Consider the following 22610-nt stretch of genomic DNA (forward strand, 5'->3'; position numbering starts at 1 on the left):
CCTGGTGCTGTGGCGGAGCCGGCTCAGAGGGCGGCCGCGCGGGCCAGCTCCTCCTCGACCACCGACGGGTCGAGCTTGGTGAAGACCGGCGTCGGCTTGTCGACCTTCGCACCGACCACGACCGGCCGCGACTCCCACGCGGGCGTCGAGGTGTACTCGCCGGTGATGATGGCGTACGACGTGTGGCCGGCGCCGTTGCCGGGCTCGAGCTCGTCGACCTGCTCGATGCGGGGCATCGGCATGAGCTCGCCCTCGCCGCCGAGCACGGTGTGCACCTTGTTGGCGGAGTGCGGGAGGAAGGGCGAGAGCAGCGTGTTGCAATCGCTCACGCACTGCGCGGCAACGTGGAGGACGGTGGCGAGGCGCTCGCGCTGGGACTCGTCCTTCATCTTGTAGGGCTCGGTGACCGTGAGGTACTTGTTCACCTCGCCGACCACGCGCATCGCCTCGGCGATCGCGGCGCGCAGGCGGTGCTTCTCGATCAGGTCGCCGACGGTCGTGAAGCCGTCGCGGACCGTCGCGAGCACCTGCTCGTCGACCTCCTCGAGCGGGCCCGCCGCCGGGATCTCGCCGAAGTTCTTGGCGATCATCGTGGCGGTGCGGTTGACCAGGTTGCCCCAGCCGGCGACGAGCTCGGAGTTGTTGCGGGTGACGAAGTCGGCCCACGTGAAGGCGGCGTCGGAGGTCTCCGGACCGGCTGCGCAGATGTAGTAGCGCAGCGGGTCGGGGCCGTAGCGGGCGAGGAAGTCGCCGACGTAGATCACGTTGCCGCGGCTCGTGGAGAACTGCGAGTCACCGAAGGTGAGGAACTCGCTGGAGACCACCTCGGTGGGCAGGTTGAGCGTGCCGTAGGGGCCGGGCTCGCCGCCCATGTCGCCCTTCCCGTTGTAGGCCAGCAGCTCCGCCGGCCAGATCTGGGAGTGGAAGACGATGTTGTCCTTGCCCATGAAGTAGTAGGACTCCGCCTCGGCGTCGTTCCACCAGTCCCGCCACTTGTCGGGCTCCCCGAGCCGTCGCGCCCACTCGATGGACGCGGACAGGTAGCCGATGACGGCGTCGAACCAGACGTAGAGCCGCTTGGTCGGCTGGTCCTCCCAGCCCGGGACCGGGATGCCCCAGTCGATGTCGCGCGTCATCGCGCGCGGCCGGATCTCCTTGAGGATGTTCTGGCTGAACTTGATGACGTTGGGGCGCCACAGGCCGGTCGCCTCGCGCTGGTCGAGCCACTCCCCCAGCGCCTCGGCGAGCGCGGGCAGGTCGAGGAACCAGTGCTGGGTGTCCCGGAACTCCGGCGTCTCACCGTTGATCTTCGACCGCGGGTCGATGAGGTCGGTGGGGTCGAGCTGGTTGCCGCAGTTGTCGCACTGGTCGCCCCGGGCCTCCTTGTAGCCGCAGATGGGGCAGGTGCCTTCGATGTAGCGATCCGGCAGGGTGCGCCCGGTCGAGGGACTGATCGCGGTCTTCGTGGTCTCCTCGACCATGTAGCCGTTGCGACGGCAGGTCTCGAACATCTCCTGCACCACGGCGTAGTGGTTGCCGGTCGTGGTGCGAGTGAAGAGGTCGTACGACAGGCCGAGGCCGCAGAGGTCGTCGACGATCACCTGGTTGTACTTGTCGACCAGCTCACGGGCCGGCAGCCCCTCGTTGTCGGCCAGCACGAGGATCGGCGTGCCGTGCTCGTCGGTGCCGCTGACCATCAGGACGTCGTGGCCCGCCATCCGCATGAACCGGCTGAAGACGTCGGAGGGCACGCCGAAACCGGCGACGTGGCCGATGTGGCGCGGGCCGTTGGTGTACGGCCAGGCGACGGCGGACAGGACACGAGTCATGGGCGCAAGCCTAGTGACCGGACGCCACCCGGATTCCCCGGGTCAGCTGAAGTCGAGGTCGCCCGTGCGGGAGCGCTTGAGCTCGTAGAAGTAGGGGAACTTCGCGACGGCGACGGCGCCGTCCCACAGCTCCCCGGCCTCCTCGCCGCGCGGGATCTTCGACAGCACGGGTCCGAAGAACGCCGAGCCGTTGATGTGGATCGTGGGGGTGCCGACGTCGTCGCCGACCGCGTCCATGCCCTCGTGGTGGCTCTTCGCGACGGCGTCGTCGAGGGACTCGTCGTCCCAGGCCTCGATGAGGTCGGCGGGGAGGCCCACGTCGGCCAGCGACGCGGCGACGGTCTCCTGCGAGAGCTCCTCGCCGTTGTTGTGACGACGGGTGCCGATCGCGGTGTACCAGTCGCCGAGGGTGGCGTTGTCGTGCTCCTGGGCGATCTTGATCGCGACGCGCACTGGCTTCTCGGTGCCCTGCAGCATCTCGCGGTAGTCCGCCGGGATGTCCCTGTCCTTGTTGAGGTACGCCAGCGACATCACGTGCCACTGCACCTCGATGTCGCGGGCCTGCTCGACCTCACGGATCCAGCGCGAGGTGATCCAGGCGAACGGGCAGAGCGGGTCGAACCAGAGGTCAGCGGTAGCCATGCCCACAACAATTCCTCGTCTCGCCCACCTATTCCCCACCAGCTCACCAGCGGTTCCCCGCTCCTCCCCACCGATGTGGGCGCCGCCACACCCCGGTGGCAGGATGCCCGCATGCCTGGAACCAACCTCACCCGGGACGAGGCCGCCACCCGCGCCGCCCTCCTGGACGTCACGGCGTACACCGTCGACCTGGACCTGACGTCAGCCACCCAGCCCGAGAAGACCACCTTCGTCTCGACCACCACGCTCGAGTTCACCTGCCGCGAGCCCGGTGCCACCACCTTCGCCGACCTCGTCGCGCCGAGCGTCCGCGAGATCACGCTCAACGGCCGCAGCCTCGACCCCGCGACGGCGTACGCCGACAGCCGCATCGCGCTCGACGGCCTCGAGGAGACCAACACGCTCGTCGTGACGGCCGACTGCGCCTACTCCAACACCGGCGAGGGCCTGCACCGCTTCGTCGACCCGGCGGACGACAGGGTCTACCTCTACAGCCAGTTCGAGGTGCCCGATGCCCGTCGCGTGTTCACCACCTTCGAGCAGCCCGACCTCAAGGCCGTCTTCACGTTCAACGTCACCGCCCCCTCGCACTGGGTCGTCGTCTCCAACGCCGCGACGCCGGAGCCCACCGACGCGGGCGACGGCGCGTCGCTGTGGAGCTTCCCCACCACCAAGCGGATGTCGACCTACATCACCGCGATCGTCGCCGGCGAGTACCACGGCGAGTTCGACACCTACGAGGGCAAGTTCGGCACCATCCCGCTCGGCCACTACTGCCGCCAGTCGCTCAAGGAGCACATGGACACGGCCGAGCTGGTCAAGCTCACCAAGCAGAGCTTCGAGTGGTTCGAGGAGCAGTTCGACTACCCCTACCCGTTCGGGAAGTACGACCAGCTCTACGTCCCCGAGTACAACGCCGGCGCGATGGAGAACGCCGGCTGCGTGACGCTGCGCGACGAGTACCTCCCCCGCAGCCGCCAGCCGCGCTCGTTCTTCGAGTTCCGCGCCTCGGTCATCACCCACGAGATGGCCCACATGTGGTTCGGCGACCTCGTGACCATGAAGTGGTGGGACGACCTCTGGCTCAACGAGTCGTTCGCCGAATGGGCCTGCTACTGGTGCGAGGCCAACGCCACGGAGTTCACCGACGCCTGGACCGGCTTCGCGAACGCCCGCAAGCAGACCGGCTACCGCGCCGACCAGCTGCCCTCGACGCACCCGATCGCGGCCGACAACGTCGACCTGCACGCGGTCGAGGTCAACTTCGACATGATCACCTACGCCAAGGGCGCCTCGGTGCTCAAGCAGCTCGTCGCGTGGGTCGGCATCGAGCCCTTCCTGGAGGGCCTGCGCGACTACTTCAAGGAGTGGGAGTACGGCAACCCGGAGTTCAAGGACCTGCTCACCACGCTGGAGCAGTCGTCGGGCCGCGAGCTGCAGGGCTGGGCCCAGGAGTGGCTCCAGACCGCCGGGGTCAACACGCTCGCCCCGTCCTTCGAGGTCGGCGCCGACGGCACCTACACCTCGTTCGCCGTCGCCCAGACGGCTCACCAGGACTGGCCCACGCTGCGCCGCCACCGTCTCGGCATCGGCCTCTACGACGAGGTGGAGGGCTCCCTGGTGCGCCGCGACTACGTCGAGATCGACGTCGAGGGCGCCAGCACCGAGGTCCCCGAGCTGGTCGGCGTGGAGCAGCCGGCGCTGCTGTTGCTCAACGACGAGGACCACGCCTACGCCAAGATCCGCCTCGACGAGCGGTCGCTGGCGACCGCCATCGCGTCGCTGTCGACCTTCGAGGACTCGCTCCCGCGTGCCCTCGTGTGGGGCGCCGCGTGGGACATGACCCGCGACGGCGAGATGCGCACCCGCGACTGGGCGGACCTCGTCCTGGCCAACATCGGGCAGGAGACGGACGCGTGGGCGGTGACCCGGATCCCGGCGTCCACCGCGCTGGCGATCAACTTCTACTCCGACCCCGCCCACCGTCGCGAGCTCAAGGCGACGTGGGAGAAGGGCCTGCGCGAGCTGCTGCTCGCCGCGGAGCCCGGCAGCGACCACCAGCTCACCTTCGCGCGGTCCTACGCCGGTGCCGCCCACAGCGACGCGGCGCTCGACGACCTCATCGGCCTGCTCGACGGCTCGTTCGAGGTCGAGGGCCTGGCCGTCGACCAGGACATGCGCTGGGTGCTCATCACGGCGCTCGCCAAGCAGGGTCGCTTCGGCGACGCGGAGATCGACGCCGAGCTCGAGGTCGACCGGACCATCTCGGGCAAGGAGCAGGCCGCCGCGGCCCGCGCCGCGCAGCCGACCGCGGAGGCCAAGGCCGCCGCCTGGGACGCGCTCCTCGACCCGACGACGCCCAACGAGACGTCGCGCGAGATCGCCTTCTCGATCTTCCGCTTCGGCCAGGAGGACGTGCTCGCGCCCTACCTCGAGAAGTTCCTGGCCGCGTCGGAGACGCTCGTCGACGCCCTCGGCTTCCACAAGGCCTCGACGATCCTCGAGTACGGCTTCCCCAAGCCGCTCGGCTCCGAGGCCACCCTCGGCCGGCTCGACGAGTGGCTCGCGGACGGCTCGGCGCCCAAGCAGGCGCAGCGCTACGTCGGCGAGGCGCGCGCCGAGATCGCCCGGGCGCTGGCTGCCCAGCAGTACGACGCCCGCTGAGCGTCGTACGACACGTCGAAGCCCCCGCCGCGACCTCGCGGCGGGGGCTTCGTCCTTGCTCAGGCGTGGAGGGTGTTCTGCGGGCGCGCGTGCTCGGCGAGCATCGCGATGCCCCGCTGGAGGCCGACCAGCATGTTGCCGGCGGCGAACTCCGAGGCCATCTCCAGGACGGCCAGCTCGACCTCGGCGTCGCTCAGGTGACGGCGTACGTCACCGCCGGTGACGACCTCGATGACCCGGCGGCGCGGGTCGACCAGCACCAGGACGCTGCGGGCCGGGACCACGAGGCGGTTGTGGAGCCGGGTGGCCCAGGCACGGGTGTCGTCGCCCTCGACGGGGCCGACGTAGACCGAGAACTCGAAGCGGCAGGTCTGCTCGGCGAGACGGATCGTCTTGTCGAGGGCCAGCCGGTCGGTCTCGGTCAGCGAGTCACCAGCGGCCACTTGCGCCACCCGCCCGGGAGTCGTCGCCGTCGGGGGCGGGGAGCTCGGCGACGCCCTGACGGGGTCCGCCGATCCACTGCGCCTCGCCTGCGGAGTAGTCCGGCAGGAGCTTCTCGCCGCGGACCATCGCGGGCAGGTAGACCGCCAGCGCGATCAGCACGAACAGCAGCCCCGGGATCCCGAGGAAGATCACGAAGCCGTTCAGCGGGTCGAGCGTGTCGTGCTCGGTCTGGCCTCCCCAGCCCTCCGGCACGTCGGCGTGGGCCGGCGCGGCGAGCAGGAGGAGGACGGCACCGGCGGCGAGGGCCGAGGCGCGGCCCGTCCGACGGACGCGCATGCTGCGGGACGGGCGGGAAGGGCTGACGTGCGTGGTCACGGGCAACAGGGTATCGCCCATACTGGCCGGCATGCCTCACCCCCTCACCACCCCGATCATCGCCATGACCGAGGTCTCCGGGAGCGAGACCAACCCCTGCGACACCGGCGAGAACCTCTGCAACCTGACGTTCGACCAGACGGGCGATCCCACGCTGTCGACGGCCGTGGACTGGGTCGTCGGCAAGCCGTCCGCGCTGGTGGGACTGATCATCATCGGACTCGTGGTCCGGTGGGTGCTCCACCGGCTCATCGACCGCATCGTCCGGAGGGCCGAGACCGGGATGCTGCCCAACCGGGTCAGCCGCGCGATCTCGGGCGGCCGGGTGGGGACGGCCCTCAACCTGCGCGACGACCCGGGCTACACGCGGCGGGTGCAGCGCGCGGCGACGATGGGCTCCCTGCTCAAGAGCATCGTCACCGGCGTCGTGCTCACCGTCGTCACGCTCATGTTCATCGCCGAGCTGGGCTACGACATCGCGCCCCTCATCGCCAGCGCCGGCATCATCGGCGTCGCGATCGGCTTCGGCTCGCAAGCTCTGGTCAAGGACTTCCTCTCCGGCATCTTCATGATCTTCGAGGACCAGTACGGCGTCGGCGACGTCGTCGACCTCGGTGAGGCCTCCGGCACCGTCGAGGCGGTGAGCCTGCGCGTCACGCGGCTGCGCGACGTCAACGGCACCGTCTGGTACGTCCGCAACGGCGAGATCCTCCGGGTGGGCAACATGAGCCAGAACTGGGCGCGCACCGTGCTCGACGTGACGGTCGGCTACGACGAGGACCTCGTCAAGGTGCGTCGCGTGCTCGAGGAGGTCGCCCACGACCTCTGGGACGACGAGGACTTCAAGGGCCTCGTCATCGAGCAGCCCGAGGTGTGGGGCGTGGAGTCGCTCGGTGTCGACGGCATCGTGGTGCGGGTGACGCTGAAGACCGCACCCCTCGAGCAGTGGGGCGTCGCGCGAGCGATGCGCGAGCGCGTCAAGGCCCGCTTCCAGCACGAGGGCATCAACCTCGCGGTCGCCCAGCACGTCATGTGGCAGGAGAGCGCCCCCTCGGCGGCCTCCGCAGACCGCTCCGAGGACGGCTGACCCCGGTCGGGCACGCGTCGTGAGCGCGCGGGACAATCAGGACGTGACGACCACCTTCTACGAGGAGATCGGCGGCGAGGCGACGATCCGCACGATCGTGCACCGCTTCTACGCCGGCGTGGCCGACGACGAGCTGCTGCGCCCGATGTACCCCGAGGAGGACCTCGGTCCCGCCGAGGAGCGGTTCACGCTGTTCCTCATGCAGTACTGGGGTGGCCCCACGACGTACGGCGACACGCGGGGGCACCCGCGGCTGCGGATGCGCCACGCCCCGTTCCGCGTGACGCCCGACGCCGCGCAGCGGTGGCTGGTGCACTTCCGGGCGGGACTCGACGAGGCCGCGCTCACCGAGGAGCAGGACGCCCGGTTCTGGGACTACGTGACCCACGCCGCCCAGTTCATGGTCAACTCGATGGAGTGACGGCCCCGACGACGTCGCGGAACCCCTCGGGCACCGGTGCCGGCCGGCCCGTGGCGCTGTCGATGCACACACCCACCACCTTCGCGCGGGCGAGCACGTCGTCGCCGTCGCGGACGACGGACTCGAACACGACCGAGGTGCTCCCGATGTGGGAGACCCACGTGGAGCAGTCGTACGGCTCGGGGCGGAAGAGGATCGGGCGTCGGTAGTCGACGTCGGTCTGCGCCACGACGAGGTGGTAGCCCTGGCCGAGCTCACGACCGCTGGCGACCATGAGCTGGATGCGTGCCTCCTGGAAGTACTCGAAGTACTTCACGTTGTTGACGTGCCCGTAGACGTCCACGTCGCTGAAGCGCACGTGGACCGGGTAGTGCCCGCCCGGCACGTCGACGACGTCCGGTGCGGCCGGCGGACGAACCGGCTCGTCCGGCTCGAGCAGGCGGCCGAGCGACTCGCGCTCCTCGGGGTGCAGCCGGCGCGGCCGCTCGGTGGCGAAGACGTAGGGCGTGAGCACCGTGCGCGCCCGGAGGAACACGGTGCGCTCCCCCGACCCGTCCTCCTCGAAGACCTCGTAGGCCATGGTGAAGCTCGCAGCCCGGATCTCGGCGACCCAGCACTCGATGGACACCGGCTCGAACCCGAAGGTCAGCGAGGACACGTAGGTGACCTCGTGCCGGACCACCACGACGCCCTCCGCCAGGTCCTCCGCACGGCTGTCCGGGGCGTGGGTGCGGAACATGTCCACCCGCGCCTCCTGGAGGTAGTCGACGTAGGTGACGTTGTTGACGTGGCCGAGCAGGTCGAGGTCGGCCCACCGGAGGGGACAGCGGTACAAGTGGCGCACGCCCCGATCGTCGCAGAAGCGAGCGATCGGGGCGCGGCGGTGTCAGGGGCTGGCCCGGGGGTCGGCCAGGACAGTGCTCAGGCGGCGAAGTGCAGGCGGCCGTAGTAGGTGGGGATGGACTCGCGACGGGCCACGCGGTCGGTGCGGGTCTCGCGGAGCGTGGCGGGGAGCGCGACCGCAGCCAGGGCGACGGCGGCGAGGGCGGCGATGCCGACGAGGACCATGAGGGCGATGGCGGCGGCGGGGTCGAGGAGCTGCATGATCGGTTCCTTTCTACAGGTGTAGAACTTCTACGTATGTAGAAGCATACGCCGCTGGGCGGGGATCGCAAGTCGGGCCGGTAGTGTCCTGCGTCACCGCCGACCGCGACTCCGGCGGCGCCCGAGGAGGAGACCGTGAGCCCTGCACCAGAGGAGCTGTCACCGCGCCGTCGGCAGATCCTCGCGGCCGCGACGACCGTGCTGGCCCAGCAGGGAAACCGCGGGCTCACCCATCGTGCGGTCGACCGCGAGGCGGGACTCTCCGAGGGCAGCTCCTCGGCCTACTTCCGCACCCGCGACGCCCTGCTCCGTGCCCTCGGCGACGTCGTTGCGGACCGGCTCGCCGCCGACGTCGCCGCGCTGGGGGCGCGGCTCGCGACGTGCCCGGGCGACCACGAGCGCGCCGTCGCGGAGGTCTCCCGGCTCTTCTCCCGATGGCTCGGCGAACCCGACCTCCTGGCCGCCCGGCTCGAGCTGACGGTCGCCGCCACCCGCGACGCGGCCCTGGCCGAGCGCTTCACCCAGTGGCGCGACGACCTCGTCCGGACGGTGCGCGGGGTGATGGAGGCGGTGGACGAGGACGGCGGCGCCTCGGCCGAGACCCTCGTCGCCGCGCTCGACGGTGTGCTGCTCGCCTCGCTGCTGCTCCCCCAGCGACGCCGACGTGCCTTCGTCAGCGCCAGCGTCGAGCAGCTCCTCTCTGGGCTCCGGCCCGGCCCTGCACAGACCTGACCACGGGTGCCGCACTAGGGTGCGAAGAGACCGTGCAACCCGCCCAGCAACCGGAGTTCCCCCATGCCCGAGGCAGTGATCGTTTCCGCAGCGCGCACCCCCATCGGTCGCGCCAACAAGGGCTCGCTCAAGGACTTCCGTCCCGACGACCTCACCGTCCTCGCCGTCCGGGCCGCTTTGGACAAGATCCCCGACCTCGACCCGACCACCATCGAGGACCTGCTGCTCGGCTGCGGGCTGCCCGGCGGCGAGTCAGGCAACAACATGGCACGGGTGGTGACGACGCTCCTCGGCCTCGAGGTCCCCGGTGCGACGATCACCCGCTACTGCTCCTCGTCGGTGCAGACGACGCGGATGGCGTTCCACGCGATCAAGGCGGGCGAGGGCGACATCTTCGTCTCCGCCGGCGTCGAGACGGTGTCGCGCTTCGCGAAGGGCACCTCCGACCACATCCCCGGCACCCGCAACCCGCTGTTCGAGGACGCGGGGGCGCGCACCGACGAGACGGCCAAGGGTGGGCAGGACTGGCACGACCCCCGCGAGGACGGCCTGCTGCCCGACATCTACATCGCCATGGGCCAGACCGCAGAGAACGTCGCCCGCATGCGCGGGCTGGACCGCAAGGAGCTCGACGAGTTCGCCGTCCGCTCGCAGAACCTCGCCGAGAAGGCGATCGCCGACGGCTTCTGGGAGCGCGAGATCACCCCGGTGACGACGCCCGACGGGACGCTCGTCACCAAGGACGACGGCCCGCGCGCCGGAGTGACGTACGACGCCATCGCGGGCCTCGACCCGGTGTTCCGCCCCGACGGCGTCGTCACGGCCGGCAACTGCTGCGCGCTCAACGACGGTGCGGCGGCCGTCGTGGTCATGTCCGACACCAAGGCGGCCGAGCTCGGCCTCACCCCGCTCGCGCGGATCGTGTCCACCGGCGTGTCGGCCCTCTCCCCCGAGATCATGGGCCTCGGCCCGGTCGAGGCGACGAAGAAGGCCCTCGCCCACGCCGGCATGAGCATCGGCGACATCGACCTGGTGGAGATCAACGAGGCGTTCGCCGCCCAGGTGGTCCCGTCCTACCAGGACCTCGGCATCGACCTCGACCGGCTCAACGTCAACGGCGGCGCGATCGCCGTTGGCCATCCCTTCGGCATGACCGGCGCCCGCCTGCAGAACACGATGCTCAACAGCCTCGACTGGCACGACAAGTCGACCGGCCTCATCACCATGTGCGTCGGCGGCGGCCAGGGCATGGCGATGATCCTCGAGCGGCTCGCCTGAGGCGCCCGCGGGCGCGCCAGCACTAGGCTTGACCCATGACCGGGACGGGGGAGCCGCGATGGCTCGACGACGACCAGCAGCACTCCTGGCGCGCCCTGATGATGGGCTTCACCCTCCTCGAGGAGCGCCTCGACGACGACCTGCGTCGTGAGTTCAGCATGTCGCTGACCGAGTACGAGGTGCTCGTCCGGCTCTCGGAGAGGCCGGGGCGGGCGATGCGGATGGCGCAGCTCGCCGACGCGATGGCTCACTCCCGGAGCCGGGTGACCCACACCGTCGCCCGGATGGAGGCGGTCGGCTACGTCACGCGCGGCACCACGCCCGAGGACGGGCGGGGGGTCGTGGCGACCATGACCGACAAGGGCTACGAGCTCCTGGTGCGGGCGGCGCCGTGCCACGTCGAGAGCGTGCGGCGCAACATCGTGGACCTCGTCCCGGCCGAGGACTTCGCCGCCCTCGGCCGGGTCTTCGACCGGGTGGCCGACCACCTGGTCAACCGCCACCCGGAGTCGGAGCTCCGCCAGTCCTGAACGGGGGAGTCACCGGATATCCGGTGACTCCCCCGCTTGTCACACAAGATCTCGGCCGCCAAGCGGGAGTCTCGGGTGTGAAGCCCGCTCAGTCGCGCGTGAGGCGCCGGTGGGTGACCCGGTGCGGGCGGGCGGCCTCGATGCCGAGCCGCTCGATCTTGTTCTCCTCGTAGGACGCGAAGTTGCCCTCGAACCAGAACCACTTCGCCGGGTCCTCGTCGTCGCCCTCCCACGCCAGGATGTGGGTCGCGACGCGGTCGAGGAACCACCGGTCGTGGGAGGTGACCACGGCGCAGCCGGGGAAGTCGAGCAGCGCGTCCTCCAGGGACGACAGGGTCTCGACGTCGAGGTCGTTGGTGGGCTCGTCGAGGAGCAGCATGTTGCCGCCCATCTTCAGGGTGAGCGCGAGGTTGAGGCGGTTGCGCTCACCGCCGGAGAGCACGCCGGCCTTCTTCTGCTGGTCGGGGCCCTTGAAGCCGAACGAGGCGACGTAGGCCCGCGAGTTCATCTCGAAGTTGGCGACCTTGATGAAGTCGAGCCCGTCGGAGACGACCTCCCAGACGTTCTTGTTGGGGTCGATGCCGCCGCGGGTCTGGTCGACGTAGGAGATCTTGACGGTCTGGCCGACCTTGAGCTCACCCTCGTCGGGCTGCTCCTGGCCGGTGATCATCCGGAACAGCGTGGTCTTGCCGACGCCGTTGGGGCCGATGACGCCGACGATGCCGGCGCGGGGCAGCTTGAAGGACAGGTCGTGCATCAGGGTGCGGCCCTCGAAGCCCTTGCCGAGGCCGTCGGCCTCGAGCACCACGTCACCGAGGCGCGGACCGGCCGGGATGTTGATCTCGGAGGTGTCGATCTTGCGCATCCGGTCGGCCTCGGCCGCCATCTCCTCGTAGCGCGCGAGACGCGAGCGGCTCTTGGTCTGGCGGGCCTTGGCGTTGGAGCGGACCCACTCCAGCTCCTTCTCGAGCATCTTGGCGCGCTTGGCGTCCTTCTGCCCCTCGACCTTGAGTCGCTCGCGCTTGGTCTCGAGGTAGGTCGAGTAGTTGCCCTCGTAGCCGTGGATCTTGCCGCGGTCGACCTCGGCGATCCACTCGGCGACGTTGTCGAGGAAGTAGCGGTCGTGGGTGATGGCCATGACTGCGCCGGGGTAGGTCTTGAGGTGCCCCTCGAGCCACTGGACCGACTCGGCGTCGAGGTGGTTGGTGGGCTCGTCGAGGAGCAGCAGGTCGGGCTGCTCGAGCAGCAGCTTGCACAGGGCGACCCGGCGGCGCTCGCCACCGGAGAGGTTGTCGACCAGCACGTCCGGCGGCGGGCAGCGCAGCGCGTCCATGGCCTGGTCGAGACGGCTGTCGAGGTCCCACGCGTTCGCGTTGTCGAGCTCGGTCTGGAGGTCGCCGGTCTCCTGCATGAGCGCGTCCTGGTCGGCGTCGGGGTCGCCCATCTCCATGTAGGCGTCCTCGAGGCGCTTCATCTTCGACTTGAGGTCGGCGACCGCCTCCTCGACGTTCTCCAGGACGGTCTTGCCCTCGGTCAGCGGAGGCTCCTGCTGGAGCATGCCGACCGTCGCCTCGGGGTCCTTGATCGCATCGCCGTTGTTGGCGTGCTCGAGGCCGGCCATGATCTTGAACAGCGTGGACTTGCCGGCGCCGTTGGGTCCGACGACACCGATCTTGGCCCCGTGGAGGAAGGAGAGGGTGACGTTGTCGAGGACGACCTTGTCACCGTGGGCCTTGCGCACGTTGCGCAGTGTGAAGACGTACTCAGCCATGCGGGCGAGCCTACGGGGAATCGCCGCCGCCCCGACAATCGCACCGGTCGCGGACGACCAGCGGTCTCACGCTGCCCGGACCGACTGCTCCACCACGCCGGCCGCGGGGGCAGCCCGGGTGAGGACCGTGGTGCCGTGGGAGAGGTCGTGACCGACCGCGCTCGCGACGACCTCGAAGGACGTCTGCGGCTTGCCGTCGCGCTCCCAGACGTCGGCCACCAGCCTGCCGTGCACGACCACGGGGTCGCCGCTGGCGAGCGAGGAGGCGACGTGGCGACCGAGACGGTTCCATGCCTTGACGGTGTGCCACGACGTCGTGCCCTTGACCCACTCGCCGTCGCGGTAGCGCGTCGGGGTGCAGGCCATCCGGAAGGTGGCGACGGCTCGTCCGTCGGTGAGCTCGCGCAGCGCGACGTCGCCGCCGATCCAGCCTGCGAGGGTGATCTGGGTGTCGTTCATCGGGGTGCCTCCTGGTGTCCGCGGCAGCTGGTCCGCCGCGCTGCTCCAAGGCTCCGGGCCACGACCGACACGAAGGCACACGGGCGCCGTCGCCCTGTGGAGGGACGGCGATCGACCCCGGCTGTGGACGATAGCTGGCTCGGTGGTCGCCCAGGTGTTCCCGATTCCACCGCGCACGCGTCCGGGCAGTGGCCCTGGACCGGCGATTGAAGGGCCACAACCGCCGCACGTGTCCGCGATGTTGCCGTCGAATTGTCGTTATGAGGGCCACATCCGCCGCACGTGGGCAGGTTGAGACGCGACGGCGGACGGGCGTGGCCCGCGCCGGGAGGCTGGCCCGGCGAGGGGCGGGGACGCCGATGAACTGCGGCCGTACGACGTCTGCGCGCCGCTGCGGATGTCGCCCGGCCGCAGTTCGTCCGACGTGAGGCCCCGCCGCGGGACGCGGGCCGGATCGGGCGGGCCGTCGGGGCGCCGGCGACCCGCTCAGCGCAGGGCGATCGCCAGTCCCTCGCGGACCGTGGCGTAGGAGGCGAGCTCGGCCTCGATGGGCTGCACGACCATCTCCTCGGAGACCTCGGAGATCGCGTCGCGCAGGCGCTTGTCGGCCGCCCGCGCACGCGACCTCGCCGTCAGCGCGACCAGCCACCGGCAGACGAGGGCGAGGAGCAGGCCGAGCACGATGCCACCGAGCAGCAGCAGGGTCGGCAGCGGGAAGGCGCCGACCTCCGGCGTCGGGGGCTCGGGCAGCCGGGCGTAGGACCCCAGGGCGAGCAGCGCCAGCCAGCCGGCGCCGACGACCGCCGCGAGGATGAGGACGTACTGCAGGACGCGCACCAGCCCGGCCCACACGGGGATCTTCGTCGCGCCGAGGTCGGTGGCGGCCACCGCGCGGTCGAGGCGGTCACCGAGGTCGGGCAGGCGGGACACCGAGGCCGCGCGCACCGCGCTCGCCCACGACGGGGCCATGCCCTCCCCCACCTGGTCGGCCAGCGCGCGCACCTCGGTGTCGACGCGGGCGCGCTGGACGCCGGTGGCCTTCGGCACGGACGTGCGTGCGGTGCCGGTGAGCTCCTTGCCGGCGGCGCCGAGGTCGAGGTGGAGACGCTTGAGCGGGTCGGGCTTGAGCCGTGAGAACCACGCCGTGACGGGCCAGCCGGTGGCGCGGTTGGCGCGCATCCGGGTCGAGTCGGCCACGGCCTTGACCACGGTCGGCACGCCGGCGGCCTCCGCGAAGGCGTCGTCGAGCGCCGCGACGCGCTCCTTGGACAGGGTGGGCACCTTGCCGGCGCCGGTCGCCGCCTCGAGGCGCTGGGCCGCGGTGCGCACGTCGGCCTCGAGCCGGGACCGGGTGACCTTCTTCTCCGCCACGCGCTCGGCGATCAGCCCGCGCAGCTCCTGGATCCCCCAGCCGTGGCGGGCGCTGACCGGCAGCACCGGGACCCCGCCGAGGCCGTCGGCCTCGAGGAGACGGCGTACGTCGTCGACCATGCCGGCGCGGCGGTCCTCCGGCACCGTGTCGATGTGGTTGAGCACGACGAGCATCACGTCCTGGTGCCCGGCGAGGGGCTTGAGGAACCGCTCGTGGATGGCGGCGTCGGCGTACTTCTGCGGGTCGAGGACCCACACCATCATGTCGGCGAGCTGCACGAGCCGCTCGACCTCGAGGTGGTGGGACACCTCCGTGGAGTCGTGGTCGGGCAGGTCGAGCAGCACCACGCCCCGCATCTCGACGTCCTCGTCGGCCTTCGACAGCATCGAGTCGCGGGTGACCTGGTGGCGGGCCGGGATGCCGAGCCACTCCAGCAGCTCCTCGGCACCCTGCTTGCCCCACACGACGGCGGTGGCCCACGAGGTCGTGGGGCGGCGGACGCCCACGGCGGCCAGCTCGAGGCCGCTCAGCGCGTTGAAGGTGGACGACTTGCCGGAGCCGGTCGCGCCGCCGAGGGCGACGACGGTGTGCTCGGCGGAGAGCCTGAGGCGGCTCGAGGCACGTGCGGCCACGGCGGCGGCGTCGTCGACCACGGCGTCGTCGACCCGACCGCGGGCCGCCTCGGCGGCGCGCTCGAGTCCCTCGACGCGCGCGCCGGTGTCAGAGCTCCTGGTGACCAGCTTCTTGGCCCCTTCGAGCAACGACGTCATGGGTTCCTCACCGTCCGAGTGGTGCTGCTGTGCACCCCAACCCTAGGGGGCGTCACCCTCACGTCCCGACACCCGGGGAGGCTCCTGCGTCGCGACCGCTGCTGCCTCCGGCGCGCGTCGGGCCGAGGCGAAGCGCACGTCGTCGACCTTGCGCGCGGCGGCACGCATCCGCTCGGGCGCCTCGGGCGAGACCTCCAGGGTGTCGAGCAGGTCGGTGAAGCGGCGGCGCTCGGCGTCGAGGAGGTCCCGCATGGACGCCTCGAGCCGCTGGCGCGCGCGCTCGGCCAGCGAGCGCACGGCCTGGTCGCCGAAGACCGCCTCGAGCAGCTTCTGGCCGAGGATGGCGGACCCGCCGGCGATCCCCGCCTCGGCCCCGGTGACACCCGCGGTGTGGGCGAACACCACGACCATGAGGGCCACCGACAGGCCGTTGACGCCGAAGGCGAGGAACCGCGCCGTCGAGCGCTTCTCGGCACCCTCGGTGCGGACCATCTCGAGCACGTCGGACTGCCAGTCGCGGACCGCCCGCTCGGCACGGCGGCGGAAGTCGCGGGACGCCCGGCCGAGGTCCTCGCCGGCGTCGCGCAGGAGGATCTGGCCAGCGGCCGTGCTGCGCCACGAGGCCTCCGCGCGCTCGGCGGCGGCCTCGGCGTGCTCGAGGATCAGCGTCTCGAGCCCGGACTCGACGGCCACCGTGACCCGCTCGGCCTGCTGCGGCTTTCCCTTGACGGCGTTGACGACCCGGTCCCTGATCCAGCCGACGCGGGTCTCCAGCGAGCGGAGCAGCTCCCCGGTGCCGACGAACTCCTGCCAGCGCGCCAGCACCTCGCCGCGCAGGAGGGTGCCGTCAGCCGACGCCTCGCCGACCGCGGTCACCGCCCGGTCGTAGGCGTCGTTGGCGTCCTCGCGCAGACGGCGTACGGCGTCGACCTGCTCGGTGGCCGCGTCCGCCACCGAGTGCGTACGGCGAGCGAGGGTGCGGATCGCGCCGTCGAGGGTCTGCTGCACCACCGACTGGCGGGCCTCCTGGTCGTCGGCCAGGGCGCGGAGCCACTGCCGGATCTCCATCACCGACGACGAGGGCAGCAGCCCCATCTCGGAGACCTCGCCCTCCTCGACGACGAAGAGCGGGGAGTCCTTCAGGCCGCGGCTCGCGAGCATCCGGGCGAGGTGGGTGGTGATGGTGTCCACCGCGTCGGGCGGGGTGCGGTCGAGCACGATCGCGACCGCCGCCGAGCGCTCCGCGGCCTTGCGGAGGAAGTCCCAGGGCACCTGGTCGGCATAGCGGGCGGCGGACGTGACGAAGAGCCACAGGTCGGCGGCGGCGAGCAGCTGGGCCGCGAGCACGCGGTTCTGCTCCTCGACCGAGTCGATGTCGGGGGCGTCGAGGACGGCGAGGCCGGGCGCCATGACGGGTGACGGCACGAGCTGGAGCGCGCCGGGGTCGTTGGTCTGGCGGTCGACGCGCTCGAGCTCGGGGAGCAGGCGGTCCTGGCCGAACCACTTCGCGTCGTCGGGGTGGTGGACGAGCACCGGGGACCGGGTCGTGGGACGCAGCACGCCGGGCGTGGTGACCCGGGTGCCGACGAGGGAGTTGACCAGGGTCGACTTGCCCGCGCCGGTGGAACCGCCGACGACCGCGAGGAGCGGTGCCTCGAGGGTCATCAGCCTTGGGATCACGTAGTCCTCGAGCTGGTCGACCATCTCGGCGCGGGCGGCGCGCTGCTCGTCGGCGCCGGGGAGCTCGAGCGGCAGGCGTGCCTCCTGGAGGGCGCCGCGCAGGCGCACCAGGGCGGTCACCATCGCGGTCGTGGCGTCGGGGCTGCGCCGCTGGTCCGGAGCCTGGTCGGCAGCCTGCTCGGGAGCCTGGTCGGGCGTCGCGTCGTCGTCGTGGGTCATCGCGTCGGGACCACCTGTCCGGGGAAGGAGATGTAGGGGCGGATCCGGCGCAGGTCCTCGACGTGCTCCTGGCCCCGCTGGGAGAAGTCGGACGGTGCCGTGCCGCGCAGGTAGCGGTGGTGGAGGTAGCCGAGCTCGATGGCGGCGGCCTGGTACTCGCGCATGCCGCGCTCGGCGAGCGGGCCTCCCCGGTGGCGCGCCCACCGGCGGGCGTGCCTGCGGGCGCGGAGGTCGACGAGCCACGGGATGTCGGTCGCGGGCAGCAGCCCACGGTCCGCGGCGTCCTGCAGGGCCTGCGCGAGCAGCGGGCGCTCGGACCGGCGCCGGTAGACCGCGAACGCGACGACGCCGAGGAACACCGGGAACATCAGCGTGCCGTAGACGACGAGGAAGTCGCCGGTGCCGGAGAGGGTCGAGGAGTTCCAGACGCCGTGGAGGAGCGCGGCCAGCGCCAGCCCGGCGATCGGCGCGAGGACCCGGACGACCATCCGCCGGGAGGCGATCGCGAGGCCGACCCCGATGCCGATGAACGCCGTGAAGAACGGGTGCGCGAACGGGCTGATCAGGCAGCGCACGATGAACGTCGAGGTCAGCGCCGTGGTGCCGCCGGGGCCGAGCCCGTCGGTGCCGTCGTAGGCGGCCGCGAGGTAGAGGATGTTCTCGGTGTAGGCGAACCCGATCCCCACCATGCCGGCGTAGACGATGCCGTCGAGCACTCCGTCGAGCTCGTGGCGCCGCCACCACAGGAGCAGGAACAGGAACGCCCCCTTGGTGACCTCCTCGGTGATGGGCGCGACGACGCTGAGCACGTCGCGCTCGGTGGCACCGCCGGCGAAGCCGAGGCCCTGGAACACGATGGCCGCACCGGTGGCGGCGAACGCTCCCCACAGCAGGCCGGCGACGAGGAGGTTGCGGGGCTCGGGCTCGTAGCGGTCGAGCCACATGAAGCAGCCGACGAGCGGACCGACGGGGACCGCGGCGAGGAGAGCCGCGAGCGCGAGGGAGCCGGGGGCGCCGGACAGGGCGACGACGACTGCCATGACGACGGCGCCGAGCAGCACCAGTGCGGCCACCACGACGGTGAACGCGACACTGTCGCGACGGCCTCGTCTCATGGCTCCGACCCTAACGGAGCAGCCACTTCCGACCCGCGTTGCCGCACCCCTTCGGGGGACGCCCGATCGGCTCCGTGCGGCCCGTTGCCCCGGCGTACAGTGACCGCGTGAGCGAGCCGACTGCCGAGAACCCCTCCGAGACCGTCCAGACCGCCGCCGAGGCCGGCGAGCAGCCCAGGACCGAGTCGCACGACCCGGCGGTGCCGGCCGCCTACGCCGCCTTCATGCGCGAGGGCTGGGGCGACCGCCAGCTCGACATGCCACGGCACCCGGTGGCCGACCGGGCCGCCGAGCGCCGGGCGAAGCTCGCCGCCGCGTTCCCCGACGACCGGTTGGTGCTCCCCGCCGGCACCTACAAGGTGCGCGCCAACGACACCGACTACCGCTTCCGTCCCGACACCGCGCACACCTACTTCTCCGGCAACCAGACCTCCGACGCCGTGCTGGTGATCGAGGACGGCGAGTCCGTCCTCTACGCCCGTCCTCGCTCGGAGCGCGACACCGACGAGTTCTTCCGCGACCGCCAGTACGGCGAGCTGTGGGCAGGGCGCCGCCCGTCGGCCCAGGAGATCTCCGACTCCCTCGGCATCGAGGTGCGCCACGTCAAGGACCTGCCGTCCTTCGACGACGACCGCAAGACCCGCGACGTCACCCGCGACGAGGACCTCGCCCGCGTCGCCGACGAGCTGCGCCTCGTCAAGGACGAGTGGGAGGTCGGCGAGCTGCAGGAGGCCTGTGACATCACCACGCTCGGCTTCGAGGACTCGGTGCGCGAGTGGGACCGGGTGCGCGAGTTCGGCGAGCGGTGGATCGAGGGCACCTTCTTCCGACGCGCCCGCGCGATGGGCAACGACATCGGCTACGACTCCATCTGCGCCGGCGGCTCGCACGCCACGACGCTGCACTGGATCGACAACACCGGCGCCATCGAGCCCGGCAAGCTCGTCCTGCTCGACATGGGCGTCGAGGGCCACAACCTCTACACCGCCGACGTCACGCGCACGCTGCCGGTCGACGGCCGGTTCACTCCGCTCCAGCGCGAGCTCTACGACCTGGTGCAGCAGGCGCAGCAGGCCGGCATCGACGCCGTACGCCCCGGCGCGAAGTTCCTCGCCGCGCACAACGCCGCGATGAAGGTCCTCGCCCACGGCCTCGAGGACATGCAGCTGCTGCCGGTGTCCGCGGAGGAGGCGCTCGACCCGGAGTCCAAGGTCTACGCCCGCTGGACCCTCCACGGCACCTCGCACATGCTCGGCATGGACGTCCACGACTGCGGGCGCTCGTCGGTCGACATCTACCCCAAGGGCGACCTCGCCGAGGGCATGGTGCTCACCGTCGAGCCGGGCCTCTACTTCCAGGAGGACGACCTTCTCGTCCCCGAGGAGCTGCGCGGCATCGGCATCCGCATCGAGGACGACATCCTGGTCACCGCCGACGGCAACCGGAACCTCTCGGCCTCGCTCCCCCGCACCTCGGCCGACGTCGAGGAGTGGATGGGCTCCCACATCGGTGGCTGACCGGGCGCCGGCGCCCAGCCTGACCGTCGTCGACGGGGTGCCGCGCTGCCACCACTTCGACGCCTTCCGCTGCCGCTCCTGCACCCTGCTCGGCACCCCGCGCGGGCGACAGCTCTCCGACAAGGAGGCGCAGGCGCGCTCGCTGGTGGACTCGCCGGTGTGGCTGCCGACCGTCGCCGGCGCGGACGCGCGGTTCCGCAACAAGGCCAAGATGGCGGTCGGCGGCACCGTTGACGCGCCGACGCTGGGCATCCTCGACCGCGACCTCGCAGGGATCGACCTCCACGACTGCGGCCTGCACTCCGACGGGCTGCGGGCGACCCTCGACCGCCTCGTCCCCTGGATCGCTGACGCCGGCCTGGTGCCGTACGACGTCGCGACCCGGCGCGGCGAGCTCAAGCACGTGCTGCTCACCGAGTCGCCCGACGGCGCGCTGATGCTCCGGCTCGTGCTGCGGTCGACGGCGCTCGAGGCGCGCGTCCGCTCCCGGTTGCCGGGCCTGCTGGCTGCCGTTCCGGCGTTGCACGTGGTGACGCTGAACATCCAGCCCGAGCACAAGGCGGTGCTCGAGGGCGAGCGCGAGATCGTGCTGACCGACACCGCGACGCTGCCGATGCGGCTGGCCACCGGGGTGACGCTGCGGCTGGGACCGCGGTCGTTCTTCCAGACCAACACCGCGGTCGCGGAGGCCCTCTACGACCAGGCGCGGACGTGGGTGCTCGGGCTGCCCGACGTGCGCACCGTCTGGGACCTCTACTGCGGGGTCGGCGGTTTCGCCCTCCACCTCGCCGGGCCGGGGCGGGAGGTGCTCGGCGTGGAGGTCTCGGCCGGCGCGATCGCGGCCGCGACCTCGACGGCCGAGGCGCTCGGACTCGACGCCGCATTCGTCGCCGGCGACGCGACGGCGTACGCCCTCGCTTCCGAGGCGGTGCCCGACCTCGTCGTGGTCAACCCACCCCGTCGCGGGATCGGGCCCGATCTGGCCGGGTGGCTCGAGGGATCAGGTGTGCGCCACGTCGTGTACTCCTCGTGCAACGCCGAGTCGCTGGCGCGCGACCTCGCGCTGATGCCGTCGCTGCGGCCCGTCGAGGCACGGGTGCTCGACATGTTCCCGCACACCACCCACTACGAGGTGATGGTGCTGCTCTCGCGGTGAGGTCAGCCGCGGCGGATCCGCGGCCCCTTCGCGATGCTGTTCTCCCGGAAGCCGTCACGCTGCCCGTCGTCGACGAGGAAGAAGACGGTGGCCGGATTGTCGGGGTTCGTCCTGGGGGTGGCGGTCATCCGGACGCCGAGCCGCACCCACCGCGGGGAGCCGATGCACCGCGCGGGGAGCGAGAGGGTCACGGTGTCGGCCGCGCCGTCGTACGCCACGCTGAGCCCCCGACACCCGAACGCCTCGCCACGCTGCCTGGCCACGGAGACGGTCGCCCGGCGCGCCGACCGGCGCTCGGCTGTGACGTCGAACGTCCCTGCGGGTGTCCAGATCCGAACCAGCGTCTCGTGCCTGGCTCGCACCTCCAGGTCGCGGGTGTGCACCGCGACGCTCAACCGGCGCTCACCGAACGCCGCCGCCGTGCTGATGACGTCGACGGATGCCTCCCACGGCGCCTCGACGTACTGGAACCGCTGGTCGGCGGTCCACGCCCGCGCGTCGCCGGCCGGGTCCTCGGTCACGACCGTCTCGGCGTGCGCGGCAGCCGGGAGCAGCAGCGCGATGGGCGCAACACGCGCAGCCAGCCGGGCGAGACGACGAGGGAGCATGGGTCCGTCCTGAGCATCTCAGGTTTCAGCCCCGGCGGACCTTCGGGCTGCGGCCCATGCCGTTCTTGCTGATGCTCGAACGGAAGGCGTCGTCGACCCAGCCCGCGAGGTTGACGGAGCCGTCGCCGATCGGGGTGACCTGGATCCGGGTCGCACCAGAGGCGACCTGGATCCAGCGCGGGTCGTCGATGCAGGCCGCAGGGAACGACGCGGTCACGGTCTCGGCGTCCACGTCGTAGCGACCGCGCACCGAGCGGCAGGCGCGCGGGATGTCGTCGTCCTTCATGACGATGGCAGGCAGCAGCTCGGCGGACCCGGACCCGTCGGCGGCGCGTGCGACCACCAGGTCGAACCGTCCCCTCGGGGTGCGGATCTGCATCTGCACCGAGTGCTCTGCGGTCTCGACCAGGTTGCGGAAGTACGTCGTCACGGTGATCCGCTTCGCGTGCTTGATGGTCGTGCGGGTGATGTCGGTCGCCGACTCGGCCGGTGCGTCGAGGAAGAGCGGTTGATCCCCTGCGTCCGACCCGAACAAGAACGCTCCGAACTCGGCGCCCAGGTTCATGGCCTTCGCGTCGCCGACGGCGTCGTCCACGGTGACGGTCTCGGCGTGGCCGGCGGCGGGCAGGAGGAGGGCGACGGGGGCGAGGACGGCGACGAGCCGTGTGGCGATGCGTGGCATGGCGCGAACCCTAGGTCTCCCCCTGCGGCTCCTGTGACGCGAACCACGGAATCGAAAGTATGAACCTTCCGTTGGGCTGGACGTGCGAACCGCCACGACCACCCCCACGAGCGTCGGAGACCTCCTGACGCAGCGTCGTGCCGTCGACCTCGCCC

Annotated in this window: 21 protein-coding genes; 8 read left to right on the plus strand and 13 right to left on the minus strand. The window is 71.4% G+C overall.

The features are described from left to right. Positions 1-23: 23 nt before the first annotated feature. Both metG and AC3A3L_RS10665 read right to left on the minus strand, forming a co-directional pair. Positions 24-1829 carry a methionine--tRNA ligase gene (gene metG, locus AC3A3L_RS10660; protein ID WP_487640005.1) on the minus strand — a complete coding sequence of 602 codons (1806 nt, stop codon included), beginning with the start codon at positions 1827-1829 and terminating at the stop codon, positions 24-26. A 42-nt stretch (positions 1830-1871) separates the two neighbouring features. Beyond that, a complete protein-coding gene (locus tag AC3A3L_RS10665) occupies positions 1872-2471 on the minus strand; it encodes a mycothiol-dependent nitroreductase Rv2466c family protein (protein WP_487640006.1) in 600 nt (199 codons plus the stop codon). Between the two features lie 111 nt (positions 2472-2582). Here AC3A3L_RS10665 and pepN point away from each other — a divergent pair, with 111 nt between their 5' ends. Further along, a complete protein-coding gene (gene pepN / locus AC3A3L_RS10670; protein WP_487640007.1) occupies positions 2583-5135 on the plus strand; it encodes an aminopeptidase N in 2553 nt (850 codons plus the stop codon). Positions 5136-5194: 59 nt separating this feature from the next. On the opposite strand, the gene AC3A3L_RS10675 is transcribed toward pepN, so the two are convergent. Then, entirely contained in the window at positions 5195-5578 is a 384-nt protein-coding gene (locus AC3A3L_RS10675) for a DUF5130 family protein (protein ID WP_487640008.1), read from the minus strand. Continuing rightward, entirely contained in the window at positions 5565-5954 is a 390-nt protein-coding gene (locus AC3A3L_RS10680; protein WP_487640009.1) for a hypothetical protein, read from the minus strand. Before AC3A3L_RS10680 ends, AC3A3L_RS10675 begins: the two co-directional genes overlap by 14 nt. Before the next feature lie 31 nt (positions 5955-5985). Between AC3A3L_RS10680 and AC3A3L_RS10685 the strand changes: the two genes are divergently transcribed. Then, on the plus strand, positions 5986-7041 hold the full coding sequence (locus tag AC3A3L_RS10685; RefSeq protein WP_487640010.1) for a mechanosensitive ion channel family protein: 1056 nt from the start codon (positions 5986-5988) through the stop codon (positions 7039-7041). Between the two features lie 43 nt (positions 7042-7084). Then, the gene (locus AC3A3L_RS10690) at positions 7085-7462 is read left to right on the plus strand and encodes a globin (RefSeq protein WP_487640011.1); all 378 of its coding nucleotides are present in this window, start codon (positions 7085-7087) and stop codon (positions 7460-7462) included. On the opposite strand, the gene AC3A3L_RS10695 is transcribed toward AC3A3L_RS10690, so the two are convergent. Together AC3A3L_RS10695 and AC3A3L_RS10700 are read right to left on the minus strand one after the other, a co-directional pair. Continuing rightward, positions 7446-8306, minus strand: coding sequence for an acyl-CoA thioesterase (locus AC3A3L_RS10695; RefSeq protein WP_487640012.1), 861 nt, complete (start codon positions 8304-8306; stop codon positions 7446-7448). The genes AC3A3L_RS10690 and AC3A3L_RS10695 overlap by 17 nt on opposite strands. 77 nt (positions 8307-8383) lie before the next feature. Continuing rightward, complete coding sequence (locus AC3A3L_RS10700; RefSeq protein ID WP_487640013.1) at positions 8384-8566, minus strand: hypothetical protein; 183 nt, start codon at positions 8564-8566, stop codon at positions 8384-8386. A gap of 135 nt (positions 8567-8701) precedes the next feature. Between AC3A3L_RS10700 and AC3A3L_RS10705 the strand changes: the two genes are divergently transcribed. The 3 genes from AC3A3L_RS10705 (at position 8702) to AC3A3L_RS10715 (ending at position 11106) form a co-directional block, all read left to right on the plus strand. Next, entirely contained in the window at positions 8702-9298 is a 597-nt protein-coding gene (locus AC3A3L_RS10705; RefSeq protein ID WP_487640014.1) for a TetR/AcrR family transcriptional regulator, read from the plus strand. Positions 9299-9361: 63 nt separating this feature from the next. Then, positions 9362-10576: an acetyl-CoA C-acetyltransferase gene (locus tag AC3A3L_RS10710; protein ID WP_487640015.1), complete on the plus strand. Its 1215-nt coding sequence runs from the start codon at positions 9362-9364 to the stop codon at positions 10574-10576. Between the two features lie 35 nt (positions 10577-10611). After that, positions 10612-11106, plus strand: coding sequence for a MarR family winged helix-turn-helix transcriptional regulator (locus AC3A3L_RS10715; RefSeq protein WP_487640016.1), 495 nt, complete (start codon positions 10612-10614; stop codon positions 11104-11106). An 88-nt stretch (positions 11107-11194) separates the two neighbouring features. On the opposite strand, the gene ettA is transcribed toward AC3A3L_RS10715, so the two are convergent. The 5 genes from ettA to AC3A3L_RS10740 all read right to left on the minus strand — a co-directional run bounded on the left by ettA (position 11195) and on the right by AC3A3L_RS10740 (position 18492). After that, complete coding sequence (gene ettA / locus AC3A3L_RS10720; RefSeq protein ID WP_487640017.1) at positions 11195-12877, minus strand: energy-dependent translational throttle protein EttA; 1683 nt, start codon at positions 12875-12877, stop codon at positions 11195-11197. 66 nt (positions 12878-12943) lie between these two features. Then, positions 12944-13336, minus strand: a complete 393-nt coding sequence (locus AC3A3L_RS10725; protein WP_487640018.1) for a single-stranded DNA-binding protein — start codon at positions 13334-13336, stop codon at positions 12944-12946. 486 nt (positions 13337-13822) lie between these two features. Further along, the gene (locus AC3A3L_RS10730) at positions 13823-15478 is read right to left on the minus strand and encodes a YfjP family GTPase (protein WP_487640019.1); all 1656 of its coding nucleotides are present in this window, start codon (positions 15476-15478) and stop codon (positions 13823-13825) included. A 42-nt stretch (positions 15479-15520) separates the two neighbouring features. Beyond that, a complete protein-coding gene (locus AC3A3L_RS10735) occupies positions 15521-17377 on the minus strand; it encodes a dynamin family protein (RefSeq protein WP_487640020.1) in 1857 nt (618 codons plus the stop codon). Further along, the gene (locus AC3A3L_RS10740; RefSeq protein WP_487640021.1) at positions 17374-18492 is read right to left on the minus strand and encodes a PrsW family intramembrane metalloprotease; all 1119 of its coding nucleotides are present in this window, start codon (positions 18490-18492) and stop codon (positions 17374-17376) included. Before AC3A3L_RS10740 ends, AC3A3L_RS10735 begins: the two co-directional genes overlap by 4 nt. A 107-nt stretch (positions 18493-18599) precedes the next feature. Between AC3A3L_RS10740 and AC3A3L_RS10745 the strand changes: the two genes are divergently transcribed. Continuing rightward, positions 18600-20009, plus strand: coding sequence for an aminopeptidase P family protein (locus tag AC3A3L_RS10745; protein ID WP_487640022.1), 1410 nt, complete (start codon positions 18600-18602; stop codon positions 20007-20009). Continuing rightward, positions 20002-21165: a methyltransferase domain-containing protein gene (locus AC3A3L_RS10750; protein ID WP_487640023.1), complete on the plus strand. Its 1164-nt coding sequence runs from the start codon at positions 20002-20004 to the stop codon at positions 21163-21165. The genes AC3A3L_RS10745 and AC3A3L_RS10750 overlap by 8 nt, the downstream gene beginning before the upstream one ends. A gap of 2 nt (positions 21166-21167) precedes the next feature. Here the strand turns inward: AC3A3L_RS10750 and AC3A3L_RS10755 are convergent, their stop codons facing one another. Next, the gene (locus AC3A3L_RS10755; protein WP_487640024.1) at positions 21168-21773 is read right to left on the minus strand and encodes a hypothetical protein; all 606 of its coding nucleotides are present in this window, start codon (positions 21771-21773) and stop codon (positions 21168-21170) included. A gap of 25 nt (positions 21774-21798) precedes the next feature. After that, positions 21799-22455: a hypothetical protein gene (locus AC3A3L_RS10760; RefSeq protein WP_487640025.1), complete on the minus strand. Its 657-nt coding sequence runs from the start codon at positions 22453-22455 to the stop codon at positions 21799-21801. Positions 22456-22610 lie beyond the last annotated feature (155 nt).

It is taken from the genome of Nocardioides sp. Soil_C_8 (assembly GCF_057656315.1).

What these genes read in the sequence shown, in the direction of transcription:
- AC3A3L_RS10725 (WP_487640018.1), bottom strand. Translation starts at nt 13,336, where the DNA reads ATGAACGACACCCAGATCACCCTCGCAGGCTGGATCGGCGGCGACGTC.
- AC3A3L_RS10760 (WP_487640025.1), bottom strand. Translation starts at nt 22,455, where the DNA reads ATGCCACGCATCGCCACACGGCTCGTCGCCGTCCTCGCCCCCGTCGCC.
- AC3A3L_RS10710 (WP_487640015.1), top strand. Translation starts at nt 9,362, where the DNA reads ATGCCCGAGGCAGTGATCGTTTCCGCAGCGCGCACCCCCATCGGTCGC.
- AC3A3L_RS10730 (WP_487640019.1), bottom strand. Translation starts at nt 15,478, where the DNA reads ATGACGTCGTTGCTCGAAGGGGCCAAGAAGCTGGTCACCAGGAGCTCT.
- AC3A3L_RS10735 (WP_487640020.1), bottom strand. Translation starts at nt 17,377, where the DNA reads ATGACCCACGACGACGACGCGACGCCCGACCAGGCTCCCGAGCAGGCT.
- AC3A3L_RS10685 (WP_487640010.1), top strand. Translation starts at nt 5,986, where the DNA reads ATGCCTCACCCCCTCACCACCCCGATCATCGCCATGACCGAGGTCTCC.
- AC3A3L_RS10665 (WP_487640006.1), bottom strand. Translation starts at nt 2,471, where the DNA reads ATGGCTACCGCTGACCTCTGGTTCGACCCGCTCTGCCCGTTCGCCTGG.
- AC3A3L_RS10715 (WP_487640016.1), top strand. Translation starts at nt 10,612, where the DNA reads ATGACCGGGACGGGGGAGCCGCGATGGCTCGACGACGACCAGCAGCAC.
- AC3A3L_RS10700 (WP_487640013.1), bottom strand. Translation starts at nt 8,566, where the DNA reads ATGCAGCTCCTCGACCCCGCCGCCGCCATCGCCCTCATGGTCCTCGTC.
- AC3A3L_RS10755 (WP_487640024.1), bottom strand. Translation starts at nt 21,773, where the DNA reads ATGCTCCCTCGTCGTCTCGCCCGGCTGGCTGCGCGTGTTGCGCCCATC.
- metG (WP_487640005.1), bottom strand. Translation starts at nt 1,829, where the DNA reads ATGACTCGTGTCCTGTCCGCCGTCGCCTGGCCGTACACCAACGGCCCG.
- AC3A3L_RS10740 (WP_487640021.1), bottom strand. Translation starts at nt 18,492, where the DNA reads ATGAGACGAGGCCGTCGCGACAGTGTCGCGTTCACCGTCGTGGTGGCC.
- pepN (WP_487640007.1), top strand. Translation starts at nt 2,583, where the DNA reads ATGCCTGGAACCAACCTCACCCGGGACGAGGCCGCCACCCGCGCCGCC.
- ettA (WP_487640017.1), bottom strand. Translation starts at nt 12,877, where the DNA reads ATGGCTGAGTACGTCTTCACACTGCGCAACGTGCGCAAGGCCCACGGT.